Genomic DNA, 15,574 nt, shown 5'->3' with positions numbered 1-15,574 from the left:
CCACGCTGCGCACCGTGGTCGGCGGCGACCTCGCGGAGATCACCCCCGTCAGCCCCCTGACCTCCGGCGGCTCGGTCGCGCCGGCCGGGCTCGCCCTGACCGGCACGGCCTCGACGCTCGTCCTGACCGCCGACGAGGGCGGGTCGGGCGCTGGGTCGGGCGCTGGATCGGGTGAGGACGGCGAGGACGGTGCCGGCAGGCTCACGGCCCGCGTGAGCGTGCTGGCTGCGGACGGCACGGTGCTGTCCGGCGAGCAGGTCCGCGTCACGCCGGGCGCCGCCGCGCGGCTCTCGCTGCCGGCGCGCGCCGCCGCGGTGGTGGTGGAGCCGCAGGACGGGGGGCTGCGCGGCGCCGTCGTCGTGGGCGGCCCCGACGCCGACGGCACGGCCGTGCTGGGCCTGCGCACGCTGGAGGCGACCACGCTGGTGCCGCACGTGCGCCCCGGTGGCCTGGACGCCGGCGCGGGAGGCTGAGCGGGCTGCCGGTCGGTGAGGTGGGGGGTCAGTCCCGTGGCTCGTCGCCCGGGTCGTAGGCCGGGTCCACGTCCTCCGGCGGCAGCCGCAGCAGCTCGGCGACCCGCTCCACCACCACGGTGTGCAGCAGCGCCGCCAGCTCGTCGCGGTCGCGGGCCCGCAGCTCCAGCGGCCGCCGGAACACCACGACGCGCGGCGGCGTGCCCGCCTCGTCCGGGCCCTCCCCGGGCTGCGCGGGCAGGAGCCGGGTGAGCGGGACCTCGGCGGCGTCCGCCTCGACGCGCGGCACGTCCTCGACCGCCCACTCCACGTCGGCCAGCTCGCCGGTCCACCGCTCCACCAGGGCGTCGGCGACGTCGAGGACGAGGTCGTCGAACCGCTCCGAGCGGGTGCGGTGCGGGCCCCGACCCAGGGGGAGCGGGGCGGGCAGGTCGCCGGGCAGGACGGCGGGGCCGCGCCCGGAGCGTCCGTGCCGGTTGCGACGGCGCACCGGCCCGGCGCCCGCGGTCGCCTCCGTGCGCCCCTCGGCGGGGCTCGGTCGCGACGCGCTGCTCACGGGGGCGAGCCTACGCAGCGCGGGCCTGCGCACGGGACGGTGCCCGCGGTGGGTCGGCGCCCGGTGCGCCTGCGGTGTGGCTGCGGTGCGCCTGCGGTGCGCCTGCGGTGCGCCTGCGGGGCCCGCTGCGGGGGCGGAGGTACGGTCTACGGCGTGAGTCCGACCCGCCGCTGCTCCCGCACCGCCTGCGGCCGGGCGGCGGTCATGACCCTCACCTACGTCTACGCCGACCAGATCGCGGTCCTGGGTCCGCTGGCCACCTACGCCGAGCCGCACGCCTACGACCTGTGCGAGGCGCACAGCGAGCGGCTCTCGGCGCCGCGGGGCTGGGAGGTCCTGCGGCTGGCCGCGCCCCAGCAGTCCGGCCCGTCCAACGACGACCTGCTGGCGCTGGCCGACGCGGTGCGCGAGGCGGGCCGCCCGCGCCCTGTGACGAGAACCACTCCGCCCGACGGGCCCGAGGGTGGCACGGGTCGTCGCGGACACCTGCGGGTGCTCGGCCCCGACGCCTAGGCTGCCCGGCATGACCGAGAGCGTCCCCGCCACCTTGTCCGCCGAGAACGTCAACGCGATCTTCAAGGCGTACGACGTGCGCGGCACCGTCCCCGACCAGCTCGACGAGTCCCTGGCCCTGGCCACCGGCCGCGCGTTCGTCCGCGTCGTCGGCGCCGAGACCGTGGTCGTCGGCCACGACATGCGCCCCAGCTCGCCCGGCATGGCCGCGGCGTTCGCCCGCGGCGCCAGCGAGGCGGGTGCGGACGTCGTCCTCATCGGCCTGTGCTCCACCGACGGCCTGTACTTCGCCTCCGGCCACCTCGGCCGGCCGGGCGCGATGTTCACCGCCAGCCACAACCCGGCGCAGTACAACGGCATCAAGATGTGCCGCGCGCACGCGCAGCCCGTGGGTCTGGAGACCGGCCTGGCCGACATCCGCGACCTCGTGACCTCCGGCGAGGTCGCCGACGGCACCTTCACCCCGGTCGAGACGCCCGGCACCATCACCGAGCAGGACCTGCTCGAGGCCTACGTCGACCACCTGCTCGGCCTCGCGCCCGTCAGCGGCCGCAAGCTCAAGGTCGTCGCGGACGCCGGCAACGGCATGGCCGGCCACACCGCGCCCGCGGTGTTCGCCAAGCTCGCCGAGGTCGTCGACCTGGTGCCGATGTACTTCGAGCTGGACGGCACCTTCCCGAACCACGAGGCCAACCCGCTGGACGAGTCCACGCTGACCGACCTCAAGAAGCGGGTGCTGGAGGAGGGCGCGGACGTCGGTCTGGCCTTCGACGGCGACGCCGACCGCTGCTTCCTCGTCGACGAGCAGGGCAACGCCGTGGACCCCTCGGCGATCACCGCGCTCATCGCCTCGCGCGAGCTGGCCAAGGAGCCGGGCTCCTCGATCATCTACAACCTGATCAGCTCCCGCGCCGTCCCCGAGATCGTCACCGAGCTCGGCGGCACGCCGGTCCGCACCCGCGTGGGCCACTCCTACATCAAGGCCAAGATGGCCGAGACGGGCGCCATCTTCGGCGGCGAGCACTCCGGGCACTTCTACTTCCGCGACTTCTGGCGCGCCGACTCGGGCATGCTGGCCGCCCTGCACGGCCTGGGTGCGCTCGCCGGCACCGACCAGCCGCTCTCGCAGCTGCTGGCGCAGTTCTCGCGCTACCCGCGCTCGGGCGAGATCAACTCCGAGGTCGCCGACCAGGCGGCCGTCATGGACGCGATCGAGGCCGAGTACGGTTCCCTCGACGGCGTCACGACCGACCGGCTCGACGGCCTCACGGTCGCCCACGCCGACTGGACGTTCAACGTCCGTCCGTCCAACACCGAGCCGCTGCTGCGGCTCAACGCCGAGGGCAGGGACGAGGCCACCATGGCCCGCGTCCGCGACGAGGTCCTCGGCAAGATCCGTGGAGGTGCTGCGTGACCGCTCTGGACCCCGGCCTGCTGGCCATCGTCGTCTGCCCCGCCTGCCACGGCGCGCTGAGCGTCGTCGAGGGTGCCGCGGGCGCCCCCGACGACGTCGCGGCCGAGCTGGTCTGCGGCGGGGAGTGCGGCCGGGCCTACCCGGTGCGTGACGACATCCCGGTCCTGCTGGTCGACGAGGCCCGCCTGCCGTGAGCTGGTTCGACGAGTCGCGGCTGGACGACGAGATCGCGCTCGGCGCCGCCGACGCCCGCCTGCGGGCGCTGGCGGGCTCCGGCGCCCGGGTGCGCCGCGAGTGCGGGGAGGCCGCCGAGGCCCTCGCCCGGGCCGTCGGCCGCGCCAAGGAGAACGACCGGCCGCGCGCCGTCGTCGCGGCCGGCCCGGACAGCCGCCTCCTGCGGGCCGTGCTCGAGCCGGCCTGCCCCGTCCCGTTCGTGGCGTGGCCCGGGCCCCAGCTGCCCGGGTGGGCCGGCAGCCTCGACCTCGTCGTCGTGCTGGCCCCCGACGGCGCCGACCACGGCACCGCCTCGGCCGTCGCCGAGGCGTGCCGCCGCGGCTGCCAGGTCGTCGTCTCCGCCCCCGAGGGCTCCCTGGTGGCCGACCACGCCACCGGCCGCGACGCCACCGTGCTGCCCTCGACCACGCGCGACCAGCTGGCCACGGCCGTCACCATGCTGTCGTTCCTGCACGCCGTGAAGCTCGGCCCGGCCGCCGACCCCGAGGACGTCGCCGGCGCGCTGGACCAGGTGGCCATCGCCTCCGGGCCCAGCCGCGACATCGCCACCAACCCGGCCAAGATGCTGGCGATCTCGCTGGCCGAGGAGACCCCGGTCGTGTGGGGCGGCTCGGTGCTCGCCGCGCGTGCCGCCCGTCGCGTCGCCGAGGGCCTGCGCCGCGCCAGCGGCCGCACCGCGCTGGCCGGCGACGTCGAGCAGGTGCTCCCGGTGATCGAGCGCGCCCGCCCGCGCGACGTGTTCGCGGACCCGTTCGCCGACGGCGGGGAGCCGGCTCCCCGCCCCGTCCTGGTGGTGCTGGACGACGGCTCGGAGGAGCCGATCGTGCGCGAGCAGCGCAGCCGCCTCCTGGCGGCCGCCGCCGAGCGCGGGGTCCGGGTCGAGACGGTCACCGCCGAGGCCGGCTCCGAGGTGGCCCGCTACGCCGAGCTGATGCTCGCCGGCACCTACGCCGCCACCTACCTGGGTCTCGCGCTCGTCGAGGACTGACCGACCCCACCCGTCCGGCACCCGCCGGCACCGCCCCGTCCGGCACACCCTGCCGGGCCCGCGCGGGAGCCGGGACGGGGCGCCTGCGGGACAGGTGGAGGTTTCGGCCCCCGAGGCCTCCGGGTATCGGGGAGACCATGGGAGCGAGAGATCCGTGGTTCGACAACGCCAAGATGGCGCTGGTGACGCTCGTCGTCATCGGCCACTCGTGGGTGCTGCTGCCCGACTCGGCGCTGCGTGACAGCGCCTACGTGTGGCTCTACGCCTGGCACATGCCGGCGTTCGTGGTGATCACCGGCTACCTCTCGCGCTCGTTCGCCTGGACCGGCCCGCGGCTGTGGAGCCTGGTGCGGACCGTGGCGGTGGCCTACGTGCTGTTCGAGGCCGCCATGTCGCTGTTCCGCACCTTCGTGGGCGGGGAGCAGCTCGAGGAGATCTGGTCCGACCCGCACTGGCCCATGTGGTTCCTCGTGGCCCTGTTCGTCTGGCGCCTGGCCACGCCGCTGTTCACCGCGATGCCCGCCCCGGTGGCGCTCACCGTCGCGGTGGCGCTCTCCCTGACCGGTGGGCTGTGGGCCGGCAGCGTGCTCGACCTCTCCCGCGTCTTCGGCTTCCTGCCGTTCTTCGTCCTCGGCTTGCACCTGCGCCCCGGCGCGTGGGAGCGGCTGCACGCCCCGGCCGCCCGCGTGCTCGGCGTCGCGGCGCTGCTGGCCGTCGGCGCCGTCACCGTGCTCACCGACCTGGTGCCCGCCTCGGACTGGTTCTACTACTCCCACACCTACGCCGAGCTGGACGTCACGGCCGGCGCCGGGGTCGCGCTGCGCTCCCTGGCCCTCGTCCTCGGCGTCCTCGGCGGCGCCGGGTTCCTGGCCCTGGTGCCGCGCCGCGCGGGCTGGTGGACGGCGATGGGCTCGGCCTCGCTGGTCGTCTACCTGTTCCACGGCTTCTTCGTGAAGGGCGCCCTCTACGCAGGCTGGGGCGGCGCGCTGGAGGACGTCGGTGCGACCGCGGCCCTCGGCCTGACCACCCTGGCCGCGCTCGGCGTCGCGCTGCTGCTGGCCTGGCCGCCGGTCGCCCGCGTGCTCGCCGACGTGGCCGACCCGCTCGGCTGGGCCGGGCGCCGCGTGGGAGCCGCGCACGCGGTGGTCAGCACCCCCGAGCCCGCCGAGACCGTGCAGCAGGTCGTGCTCGTCGACGAGCACGGGAAGGCCGCTGAGACCGGGGGCGACCCCGACCGGACCGGTTCGTCCCTGACCGGCCCCGGCGCCCACTAGTCTTCGGCGCGTGAGCGCCGGACTCTTCGCCCTCCTCGACGACGTCGCCACCCTGGCCCGCCTCGCGGCCGCCTCGGTGGACGACGTCGGTGCCGCCGCGGCCAAGGCCAGCGCCAAGGCCGCGGGCGTGGTCATCGACGACACGGCCGTGACGCCGCAGTACGTGCAGGGCGTGGCCGCCGAGCGCGAGGTGCCGATCATCAAGCGCATCGCGATCGGCTCGCTGCGCAACAAGCTGCTCATCATCCTGCCGGTGGCGCTGGTGCTCGCCCAGTGGCTGCCCTGGCTGCTGACGCCGATCCTCATGGTCGGCGGCACCTACCTGGCCTTCGAGGGCGCGGAGAAGATCTGGGAGAAGGTCGGCGGCGGCCACGGCCACTCCGCCGACACGAGCCACGGTGCGCACGGCGGTGAGCACGGCGGTGCACACGACGGTGCACAGGAGGGGGCCGCGGACGACGCGGTCGACCCGGCCGCGACCGAGGACCGCCTCGTGGCCGGCGCGGTGCGCACCGACCTCATCCTCTCCGCCGAGATCATGGTGATCTCGCTGAACTCCCTGGACGCCTCGTCCTTCCTCGAGCGGCTCCTGGTGATGGTCATCGTCGCCGTGGTCATCACCGCCGTGGTCTACGGCGTCGTCGCCCTCATCGTGAAGATGGACGATGCCGGCCTGGCCCTGGCCCAGCGGGACTCGCCCCGCGTGCAGTCCTTCGGCCGCGCGCTGGTGCGGGCCATGCCGCGCCTGCTGGCCGTCATCGCGGTCGTCGGCACCGTCGCGATGCTGTGGGTCGGCGGGCACATCCTGCTCGTCGGCGTCGACGAGCTGGGCTGGCACGCGCCCTACGAGGCGGTCCACCACCTCGAGGAGGCCGTGCACGACGCGCTGGGTGCCGTCGGCGCCGCCGCGGCCTGGGTCGTCAACACGTTCTTCTCGGCCGTGTTCGGTGCCCTCGTCGGTGCCGTCGTGGTCGCGGTCGTCTCCGTCGTCCACCGGGTGCGGGGCTGACGGCGGCGGAGCCGGCCCCGGCGCAGCAGCAGGAACGTTCCAGCAGGTGGGACGTCCGTCCCGACCCCTGGGAAGTGCGCGGCGCCGGCCGATCCGGGACCCAGACGGACGCCGCCCGGGGATTGCCCTGCTCCGCGGTCGTCCCCCTACCCTGGACAACGGTCCCGCGTGGGAGATCCCGAGGACGCGCAGATGCGCGACGCAGGCCTGGCTCCAACCACCGAGGAGACACATCCACATGGACTTCAAGGTCGCCGACCTGTCCCTGGCCGACTACGGCCGCACCGAGATCGGCCTGGCCGAGCACGAGATGCCCGGTCTCATGGCGATGCGCGAGCGCTACGGCGACGCCAAGCCGCTCGCGGGCGCCCGGATCGCCGGCTCCCTGCACATGACGATCCAGACGGCCGTGCTCATCGAGACGCTGACCGCGCTGGGCGCCGAGGTCCGCTGGGCCTCCTGCAACATCTTCTCGACCCAGGACCACGCCGCCGCCGCGATCGCGGTCGGCCCCGAGGGCACCCCGGAGTCCCCGGCCGGCGTCCCCGTGTTCGCGTGGAAGGGCGAGACCCTCGAGGAGTACTGGTGGTGCACCCAGCAGATCCTCGACTGGGGCACGGACGAGGCGGGCAACCGCGTCCACGCCAACATGATCCTCGACGACGGCGGCGACGCCACGCTCCTGGTCCACCTCGGTGTCGAGGCGGAGAAGAAGGGCGAGGCGCCGGACCCGGCCACCGCGGCCAGCGCCGAGCAGAAGGTCATCTTCGACGTCCTCAACGCCTCCCTGGCGCAGACCCCGGACCGCTGGACCCAGGTCGCCGCCGAGATCAAGGGCGTCACCGAGGAGACCACCACCGGCGTGCACCGTCTCTACGAGATGATGCGTGACGGCGCGCTGCTCTTCCCGGGCATCAACGTCAACGACTCGGTCACCAAGTCCAAGTTCGACAACAAGTACGGCTGCCGCCACAGCCTCGTCGACGGCATCAACCGCGCCACCGACGTGCTCATCGGCGGCAAGGTCGCCGTGGTCTGCGGCTACGGCGACGTCGGCAAGGGCTGCGCGGAGTCGCTGCGCGGCCAGGGCGCCCGCGTCATCGTCACCGAGATCGACCCCATCTGCGCGCTGCAGGCCGCGATGGACGGCTACCAGGTCTCCACGCTGGACGACGTGCTCGGCACCGCCGACATCATCATCACCGCCACCGGCAACCGCGACGTCGTCACGGTCGAGCAGATGGCTCGGATGAAGCACCAGGCGATCGTCGGCAACATCGGCCACTTCGACAACGAGATCGACATGGCCGGCCTCGAGACCTTCCCGGGCGTCGAGCGCAAGAACGTCAAGCCGCAGGTCGACGTGTGGACCTTCCCGGCCGACGCCGAGCGCGCCGCGCACTCGATCATCGTGCTCTCCGAGGGCCGCCTGATGAACCTGGGCAACGCCACCGGTCACCCCAGCTTCGTCATGAGCAACTCGTTCACGAACCAGGTGCTGGCCCAGGTGGAGCTGTTCACCAAGACCGAGGAGTACCCGGTCGGCGTGTACACGCTGCCCAAGCACCTCGACGAGGAGGTCGCCCGCCTGCACCTCGCGTCGCTGGGCGTGCACCTCACGACCCTCTCCGACGGCCAGGCCTCGTACCTGGGCGTCCCGGTGGAGGGCCCCTACAAGCCGGACACGTACCGCTACTGACCGGCGCGCGAGGCACGTCTCACGGCCCCGTCCCGGTGCATCCGGGCGGGGCCGTGGCACGTGCCGGTAGTCTGGAGGACCGTACCCGTGAGTAGGACATGGCCTGCGCCGCGGGATGGAGCGAGGGAGAACATGACCGAGGCAGTCACCAGCTCGTCTGACCTGGCCACCAAGGGCCGGGTCCTCGTCGTGGACGACGACGCCTCGCTGGCCGAGATGCTGACCATCGTGCTGCGCCAGGAGGGCTTCGACAGCCAGATGTGCACGCGCGGGGACGAGGCGCTCGACCAGTTCCGCGAGTACCGGCCCGACGTCGTCCTGCTGGACCTGATGCTGCCCGGCAAGGACGGCATCGACGTGTGCAAGGAGATCCGGTCCGAGTCCGGCGTCCCGATCGTCATGCTGACCGCCAAGGGCGACACCGTCGACGTGGTGGTCGGCCTGGAGTCCGGCGCCGACGACTACGTGGTCAAGCCCTTCAAGCCCAAGGAGCTGGTCGCCCGCATCCGCGCCCGCGTGCGCCGCTTCGACGCCACCACCCAGGCCGAGAACCTCCAGGTCGGCGACCTGGTCATCGACGTCGCCGGCCACCGGGTGACCCGGGCCGGCGAGCAGCTCGCGCTGACGCCGCTGGAGTTCGACCTCCTGGTCTGCCTGGCCCGCAAGCCCTGGCAGGTCTTCAGCCGCGAGGTGCTGCTCGAGCAGGTCTGGGGCTACCGCCACTCGGCCGACACCCGCCTGGTCAACGTGCACGTCCAGCGCCTGCGCTCCAAGGTCGAGCACGACCCCGAGAACCCCGAGATCATCGTGACCGTGCGCGGGGTCGGGTACAAGGCCGGCAACGTCTAGGCCCGTGCCGCGCCCCAGCGCCCCGGTGGACCCGGGGGAGGACCCCGTGGACGACCCCGTGGACGACCCCGTGGGCAGTGCCTCGTCCGCGCCCGTGGACGACCCCGTGTCCGAGCCCGTCGACGGGGCCGCGCCCTCGCCGCCGGGGCACCGCTGGACCGGGCACCCCAGCCTGCGCGTCCCGGCGACCGGCCTGGCTGCCGGTCCGCCGCACCGGCTGCGTCGCGCCCTGACCTCCTGGCGCCGCTCGATCTCCGCCCGCGTGGTGCTGAGCACCGTGCTGCTGACCCTCGTCGTCGTCGGCGTGGTCGGCTGGTTCCTGCTCCAGCAGACCCGGGACGGCCTGCTGGAGAACCGCATCTCGGCGGTGGTCGCCGAGGCGGCGGACGAGGCCGACGACGCCCGCAACCGGCTCGACTCGGCCTCGGTGACGGACATCGACGCGGCCCAGCAGCAGCGCGAGCTGGTGGAGCCGATCATCCAGCGCGGGCTCGCGCGGGACTTCTCCGTCGTCCTCGCCGCCCCCGGGGACGACGTCGCCGACGGCGTGCCCGGCGGCGCGACCTACACCCTCGGGCTGGACCGCTCGTCGGTGCCCTCGGGGCTGGTGGCGCACTTCGCCGGCCCGGCCGACCCGGCCTGGACCTACACCAGCATCCGCACCGCCGACGCGGCCGGTGACGTGCTGGTCGAGCCGGGCATCGTCGTGGGCAGCCAGCTGACGCTGCCGGCCGACGGCCGCACCTACACCCTCTACCTGCTCTTCCCGACCTCCGAGGACGAGGAGACCCTCGACCTGGTCGCCCGCGCGCTGCTCACCGCCTCGGCCCTGCTGGTGGTGCTCGTCGCGGGCGTCACCTGGCTGGTGACCCGGCAGGTCGTCACCCCGGTGCGGATGGCCCGGCAGGTCGCGGAGCGGCTGGCCGCGGGCCGCCTCCAGGAGCGGCTGGAGGTGACCGGCGAGGACGACCTGGCGCGCCTGGCGGGCTCGTTCAACCAGATGGCCACCAGCCTGCAGCGGCAGATCCGCCAGCTCGAGGAGCTCAGCCGCGTCCAGCGCCGCTTCGTCTCCGACGTCTCCCACGAGCTGCGCACCCCGCTGACGACCGTGCGGATGGCGGGCGACGTGCTGCACGACGCCCGCGAGCGGTTCGACCCGGCCACGGCCCGCGCCGCGGAGCTGCTCCAGACCGAGCTCGACCGCTTCGAGTCCCTGCTGGCAGACCTCCTCGAGATCAGCCGCTTCGACGCCGGCGCCGCGGCCCTCGACCTGGACGACGTCGACCTGGTCGGGGTCTGCCGCCGGGTCGTGGACGCCACGCGACCGCTGGCGCAGGCCCGGGGCGTGACGGTGCGCGTCGTCGCCGACGGACCCGTCGTGGCCGAGGCCGACGTGCGCCGCGTCGAGCGGGTCGTGCGCAACCTGGTCTCCAACGCCATCGACCACGCGGGCCCGCGGCGCCCCGGCGGCCCGGTGGAGGTCCTCGTCCACGCCGCCGCCGACGAGCACGCCTCCGCGGTGGCCGTCCGCGACCACGGGGTGGGGCTGGCGCCGGGGGAGTCCGCCCGCGTCTTCGACCGGTTCTGGCGGGCCGACCCCGCCCGCGCCCGCACCTCCGGCGGCACGGGGCTCGGCCTGGCGATCTCCCTGGAGGACGCCCGGCTGCACGGCGGCTGGCTCCAGGCGTGGGGGCGCCCCGGCCAGGGCGCCCAGTTCCGACTCACCCTGCCCCGGCAGACGGGCGAGCCGCTGCGTCGCAGCCCGCTGCCGCTGGTGCCCGACGACGCGGTGGAGCGCCCATGACCACCTCCCGGGCCCGGCTGCTGCTGGGCGTCCTCCTCGCCCTCGCCTCCCTGGTGCTGAGCGGCTGCATGACCCTGCCCGTCTCCGGGCCGGTCGTCGACGCCGACCTCGGCACCGACGGCACCACCGATCCCGGCACCGTCGCGGCGATCGACGCGCGGGGGCCCGAGGAGGGGCAGAGCCCCTCGGAGGTGGTCCAGGGCTTCCTGGACGCAATGCAGGCGTTCCCCAGCGAGCTGGCCACGGCCAAGCTCTTCCTCGACCCGGCCGTCCGCTCCACCTGGAACCCCGAGCGGACCGTCGTCTACTCCGACGCCTCCCCGCCCGCCGGCGGCACCTACCACCAGCGCGTGACCCTCACCGGGGCCGAGGAGCTGGACGCGCGCGGTGCCTGGCAGGGCCGGCTGGAGGGCGCCGACGCCGTGCTCGACCTCGAGATGCGCCAGGTCGACGGGCAGTACCGGATCGTCGACCCGCCCGACGCGCTCGTGGTGCCCGAGACGTGGTTCGCCCAGCGCTACCAGCAGGTCTCGCTGTACTTCCTCGACTCCACCGGCTCCACGCTCGTGGCCGAGCCCGTCTACGTCGGCACCGACGAGAAGCTCGCCACCGCGCTGGTCTCCGGGCTGCTCGCCGGCCCCGGCGAGGCCCTGCGCGGCGTCGCCCGCACCCTGCTGCCCGCCGACCTCCGCGTCGATCTCTCCGTGCCGGTGACCGACGGCGTCGCGGCCATCTCCCTGGTCGGCGACCCCGTCACCATGGACGCCGACGACGTGCAGCGGATGCTCTCCCAGCTCTCCTGGACCCTCGGCCAGGGCTCCGACATCACGGCGTTCACCCTCACCATCGGCGGTCAGCCGGTGCGCACCACCGGGGGCGCCGAGACGATCCCGGTCCGCTCCCCGCGCGCCGACGACCCGGGCTACGAGCGCGCCGGGAGCACGCTCTACGGCCTGCGCGACGGCCTCGTCGTGGCGGGCTCGCCCGGAGCCCTGGAGCCCGTCGAGGGGCCGTGGGGCTCGATCGAGTCGGGCGTGGAGGACATCGCGGTCTCGCTGGACGGGATCACGGTCGCCGGCGTGGTCGGCGGCCAGCTGCTCGTCTCTCCGCTGCGCCAGGCCGGTGGGTCCCGCACCCTGCTCACCGGCGAGGACCTCGAGGAGCCCGGGTGGGACCGGCTCGGCCGGCTGTGGGTGGTCGACCAGACCAGCAACGGCGCCGTCGTGCGCTGGGCGCGCTCCGGCGCCACCGGCACGCTGGACGCGCCCGGCATCACCGGCGAGGACGTGACGAGCTTCCTGGTCTCGCGCGACGGCACCCGCCTCGTGGCGATCGTCGCCCGCGACGGCGGCGACCGGGTCGTCCAGGTCCGGGTGCGGAGCACGCCCCGTGGCCGGCCCGTGGCCGCCGTGGCCACCCAGGTGCTGCGCGGCGACCCGGGGGACCTGCCCGCCACCCTGGTCGACGTCGTGTGGACCTCCTCCACCACCCTGGCCGTGCTGGGCAGCCTCGGGGCCGGCTCCGCGTCGGTCACGCCGCTGGGCGTCGACGGCTCGCCGGTCACCTCGGCCACGCTCACCTCGGCCGTGACCGGGTCGCGCCACCTGCTGGGCTCCTCGATCGAGGGGACGTCGGTCTTCGCGGTCACCCGCGGCGGTCTCGCCGACCTCTCGGTGCCCGTCCGCTCCCCGCGGACCAGCACCGACGGCGCCACGGCCCTCACGTACGCGGGCTGAGCGGGCCGCTCCCCGGCCAGCCGTCCAGCCCCGTCCGGTTCCCGTCCACTCCCCGTCCACTCCCCGTCCACAGGGCCGCCCCGCAGCAGGGCGATCCCCAACCGCTCGGCAGCACCGCCCACCGGCGCGCGCGGGCGCCCAGGCTGGGGGCATGAGCACGAGCGAGGCCGGCTGGTTCGGCGACGTCCTGGCCGACCTGCTGCTCGGTGGCTCCTGCGTGGGCTGCGCCCGCCGCGGGCGCACCTGGTGCTCCGCCTGCGCGGCCGACCTCCTGGCGGACGACGGCCCGCTGCTGCCCGGCTGCCGGCCGGCGCCCACCACCCACCCCGTGCCGCGGCTGCGGGCGGCCGCGGCCTACGCGGGCGCGGTGCCGGCGCTCGTCGTCGGCCACAAGGAGCGCGGCCTGCCCGGCCCGCGGGCACCGCTGGCCGGCCTCCTGGCCGCGGCGGTCGAGGCGGTGCTGGAGCCGGCGGTCGAGGCGGTGCTGGAGGGTTCGGCTTCCGACGACCGGCCCGCTCCGCCGCTCCTGCTGGTCCCGGTGCCCTCGCGACCCTCGGCGGTGCGCGCCCGCGGCCGGGACGCGACGGCCGACCTGGCCCGCGCGACGGCCGGCGTGCTGCGGCGCCGCGGCCGGCGGGTCGCGGTGGCGCGGCTCCTGCGGACGCGGCCCGGCCTGCGCGACCAGGGCGGGCTCGACGCGGCCGCCCGGGCGCAGAACCTCGACCGCGGGCTGGCCGCCCCGGCGCACCTGCTGGCGCGCCAGGCCCGCCGGCGTCCGGCGGTGAGCGGGGTCGTGGTCTGCGACGACGTCGTCACCACCGGTAGCACCCTGGCGGCCGCGGCGCGCGTCCTGCACGGCGTCGGGCTGCCGGTCCTGGGCTGCGCCACGGCGGCCGCCACGGCCCGGACGGCGGCCTCCCCGACGTCCGGTGCGCGACCCGGTTCGTCTCGGTGAACGAACGTCGGGCCCCTCGTCCCTTCCCTGCGGGAGGGCCGGGACCTATCGTCTTGTCATGGAGTCCACCCGGGTCCGTGGTTGCGCCGCCGAGGCGCTCCGGCGAGTCCGGTTGCCCCGGCAGCAAGCCGATGCCAGTCGCAGGCGAAACGGCCCACGTAACCGTCGAGAGACGGGATCACGGTGCGGCTTAGACGTAAGTCCTGCCCCGGTCCGGGCGTCAGATGCGCCCTCTCCCGGGAGAAGGTCAGTAGTGGCAGAGAAGCTGCGAGAGCCTCAGCAGGCGACTGTGGGGACGAAGACCAGGTCGGCCGGGTGGACTCCCCTGAGCCCCCGCACGACCGGGACGGGGCCGGATGCCTCGTGCCCGGACGGCGGGTCCGCGGCACCGGGCGCCGTCGGCGCCCAGGAGGTGCCGCGGGACACCTGAGGAAGCCAACGGCGCACCAACCCCGCGGTGCGCGCTGAGGAGGTTCACCATGGAAATCGTCGTCACCGGTCGCCACTGCGAGATCAAGGACTCGTTCCGCGGCCACGTCGAGGAGAAGCTCGCCAAGCTCGAGAAGCACGACCACCGCATCATGCGCGTGCACGTCGAGGTGGAGTGCGAGCAAAACCCCCGCCAGTCCGAGCGCGGCGTCCACGTCGAGCTCACCGCCTTCTCCAAGGGCCCCGTCATCCGTGCCGAGGCCGCCGCCGACGACAAGATGGGTGCCCTGGACCTCGCCCTGGACAAGATGGCTGCCCAGATGCGCCGAGCCGCCGACCGCCGCCGCGTCCACCGCGGCCGCCGCGCCCCCGTCTCCGTGGGCCAGGCCACCGCGGGCCTGCCCACCGGCCTGCCCGAGGGCATCCTCGACGGCACGATCGAGACCGACGACGACTCCACCACCCGCAAGGTCGGCTCCATCGAGGTGATGGGGGACGGTCCGCTGGTGGTCCGCGAGAAGAGCCACCCGGCCGCCGCCATGACGCTCGACCAGGCGCTGTACGAGATGGAGCTGGTCGGCCACGACTTCTTCCTCTTCGTGGACAAGGAGTCCGAGCGCCCGAGCGTCGTGTACCGGCGCAAGGGCTACGACTACGGCGTCATCTCCCTCGACCTCGGCGACGAGTGACCCGCTGAGCCCCTGACCCACGGGGTCCCACGCCGGGGCCCACGACGGGTCCCACCACGGGGCACACGACGGGGGTCGGTCCGCACCGGACCGGCCCCCGTCGGCCGTCCGGACGACCCGTCCGGGCCCCCACGACTGACACCTGCGGGCTGGTCCAGCTGGTCCACACGCGGGGGAGAGGGCCACGTCAGGGGGCCCGTTCGTGCCATGATGCCGCCGTGCCCCCTCTCCCCGACCCGTCCGACCGCGAGCCCGTCCGGGTGCTCGTCGTCGACGACCAGGAGCTCTTCCGCCGCGGCCTCGTGATGCTGCTCGGCGTCGAGGAGGGCATCGACGTCGTGGGCGAGGCCGGCGACGGCATCGAGGGCACCACGCTCGCCATCAGCACCGCCCCCGACGTGGTGCTCCTCGACGTGCGGATGCCCAAGCGCACCGGCATCGAGGCCTGCCAGTCGATCAAGGAGGCCGTCCCCACGGCCCGGATCGTCATGCTCACCGTCTCCGACGAGGAGGCCGACCTCTACGAGGCGGTCAAGAGCGGGGCCTCCGGCTACCTGCTCAAGGACTCCTCCATCGACGAGGTCGCCCAGGCCGTCCGCGTGGTCGCCGACGGCCAGTCGCTCATCAGCCCCTCCATGGCCGTCAAGCTCATCGACGAGTTCAAGCAGATGAGCAAGCCCGAGCGCGAGCACGTGCCCGGCCTGCGGCTCACCGAGCGCGAGCTCGAGGTGCTCCGGCTGGTCGCCACCGGCAAGAACAACCGCGAGATCGCCAAGGACCTGTTCATCTCCGAGAACACGGTCAAGAACCACGTCCGCAACATCCTGGAGAAGCTCCAGCTGCACTCGCGCATGGAGGCCGTGATGTACGCGGTCCGCGAGAAGTTGTTGGACCTGCCCTGAGGCGACCGAGGGACGAGGTCGCCTCAGGCGACCGGCAGGTCCGTCGAGCC

15 protein-coding genes are annotated in these 15,574 nt (G+C 74.6%); 14 read left to right on the top strand and 1 reads right to left on the bottom strand.

The window, feature by feature from the left end; genetic code table 11:
- The coding region (locus M8316_RS06155; protein ID WP_250052959.1) for a hypothetical protein at positions 1-473 on the top strand (473 nt) is incomplete at its 5' end.
- 28 nt (positions 474-501) lie between these two features.
- Here M8316_RS06155 and M8316_RS06150 read toward each other — a convergent pair.
- A complete protein-coding gene (locus M8316_RS06150) occupies positions 502-1,029 on the bottom strand; it encodes a metallopeptidase family protein (protein ID WP_250052958.1) in 528 nt (175 codons plus the stop codon).
- Between the two features lie 153 nt (positions 1,030-1,182).
- On the opposite strand from M8316_RS06150, the gene M8316_RS06145 reads away from it, so the two are divergent.
- From M8316_RS06145 to M8316_RS06085, 13 genes are all read left to right on the top strand, one after another.
- On the top strand, positions 1,183-1,542 hold the full coding sequence (locus M8316_RS06145) for a DUF3499 domain-containing protein (RefSeq protein ID WP_250052957.1): 360 nt from the start codon (positions 1,183-1,185) through the stop codon (positions 1,540-1,542).
- A 10-nt stretch (positions 1,543-1,552) separates the two neighbouring features.
- On the top strand, positions 1,553-2,956 hold the full coding sequence (locus M8316_RS06140) for a phosphomannomutase/phosphoglucomutase (protein ID WP_250052956.1): 1,404 nt from the start codon (positions 1,553-1,555) through the stop codon (positions 2,954-2,956).
- Positions 2,953-3,150, top strand: a complete 198-nt coding sequence (locus M8316_RS06135; RefSeq protein WP_250052954.1) for a Trm112 family protein — start codon at positions 2,953-2,955, stop codon at positions 3,148-3,150. Before M8316_RS06140 ends, M8316_RS06135 begins: the two co-directional genes overlap by 4 nt.
- Positions 3,147-4,178 (top strand): SIS domain-containing protein, encoded by a 1,032-nt coding sequence (locus M8316_RS06130; protein WP_250052953.1) that lies wholly within the window; start codon positions 3,147-3,149, stop codon positions 4,176-4,178. Before M8316_RS06135 ends, M8316_RS06130 begins: the two co-directional genes overlap by 4 nt.
- Positions 4,179-4,315: 137 nt before the next feature.
- Entirely contained in the window at positions 4,316-5,452 is a 1,137-nt protein-coding gene (locus M8316_RS06125) for an acyltransferase family protein (protein ID WP_250052952.1), read from the top strand.
- A gap of 10 nt (positions 5,453-5,462) precedes the next feature.
- Complete coding sequence (locus M8316_RS06120) at positions 5,463-6,461, top strand: DUF808 domain-containing protein (RefSeq protein ID WP_250052951.1); 999 nt, start codon at positions 5,463-5,465, stop codon at positions 6,459-6,461.
- A gap of 238 nt (positions 6,462-6,699) precedes the next feature.
- Positions 6,700-8,160, top strand: coding sequence for an adenosylhomocysteinase (gene ahcY, locus M8316_RS06115; RefSeq protein ID WP_250052950.1), 1,461 nt, complete (start codon positions 6,700-6,702; stop codon positions 8,158-8,160).
- A gap of 132 nt (positions 8,161-8,292) precedes the next feature.
- On the top strand, positions 8,293-9,009 hold the full coding sequence (gene mtrA, locus M8316_RS06110) for an MtrAB system response regulator MtrA (protein WP_250052949.1): 717 nt from the start codon (positions 8,293-8,295) through the stop codon (positions 9,007-9,009).
- 4 nt (positions 9,010-9,013) lie between these two features.
- Complete coding sequence (gene mtrB, locus M8316_RS06105) at positions 9,014-10,813, top strand: MtrAB system histidine kinase MtrB (protein ID WP_250052948.1); 1,800 nt, start codon at positions 9,014-9,016, stop codon at positions 10,811-10,813.
- Positions 10,810-12,549, top strand: coding sequence for an LpqB family beta-propeller domain-containing protein (locus tag M8316_RS06100; protein WP_250052947.1), 1,740 nt, complete (start codon positions 10,810-10,812; stop codon positions 12,547-12,549). The genes mtrB and M8316_RS06100 overlap by 4 nt, the downstream gene beginning before the upstream one ends.
- 151 nt (positions 12,550-12,700) lie before the next feature.
- A complete protein-coding gene (locus M8316_RS06095; RefSeq protein WP_250052945.1) occupies positions 12,701-13,504 on the top strand; it encodes a ComF family protein in 804 nt (267 codons plus the stop codon).
- Between the two features lie 479 nt (positions 13,505-13,983).
- Entirely contained in the window at positions 13,984-14,622 is a 639-nt protein-coding gene (hpf, locus tag M8316_RS06090) for a ribosome hibernation-promoting factor, HPF/YfiA family (RefSeq protein ID WP_250052943.1), read from the top strand.
- A 218-nt stretch (positions 14,623-14,840) separates the two neighbouring features.
- Entirely contained in the window at positions 14,841-15,524 is a 684-nt protein-coding gene (locus M8316_RS06085; RefSeq protein ID WP_250052941.1) for a response regulator, read from the top strand.
- The last annotated feature ends 50 nt before the right edge of the window (positions 15,525-15,574 follow it).

The organism is Nocardioides bruguierae (genome assembly GCF_023554635.1).
GTDB lineage: Bacteria > Actinomycetota > Actinomycetes > Propionibacteriales > Nocardioidaceae > Nocardioides > Nocardioides bruguierae.
Note: the sequence above shows the minus strand (reverse complement) of the source record. Positions and strands in the feature narration are given on the sequence as shown.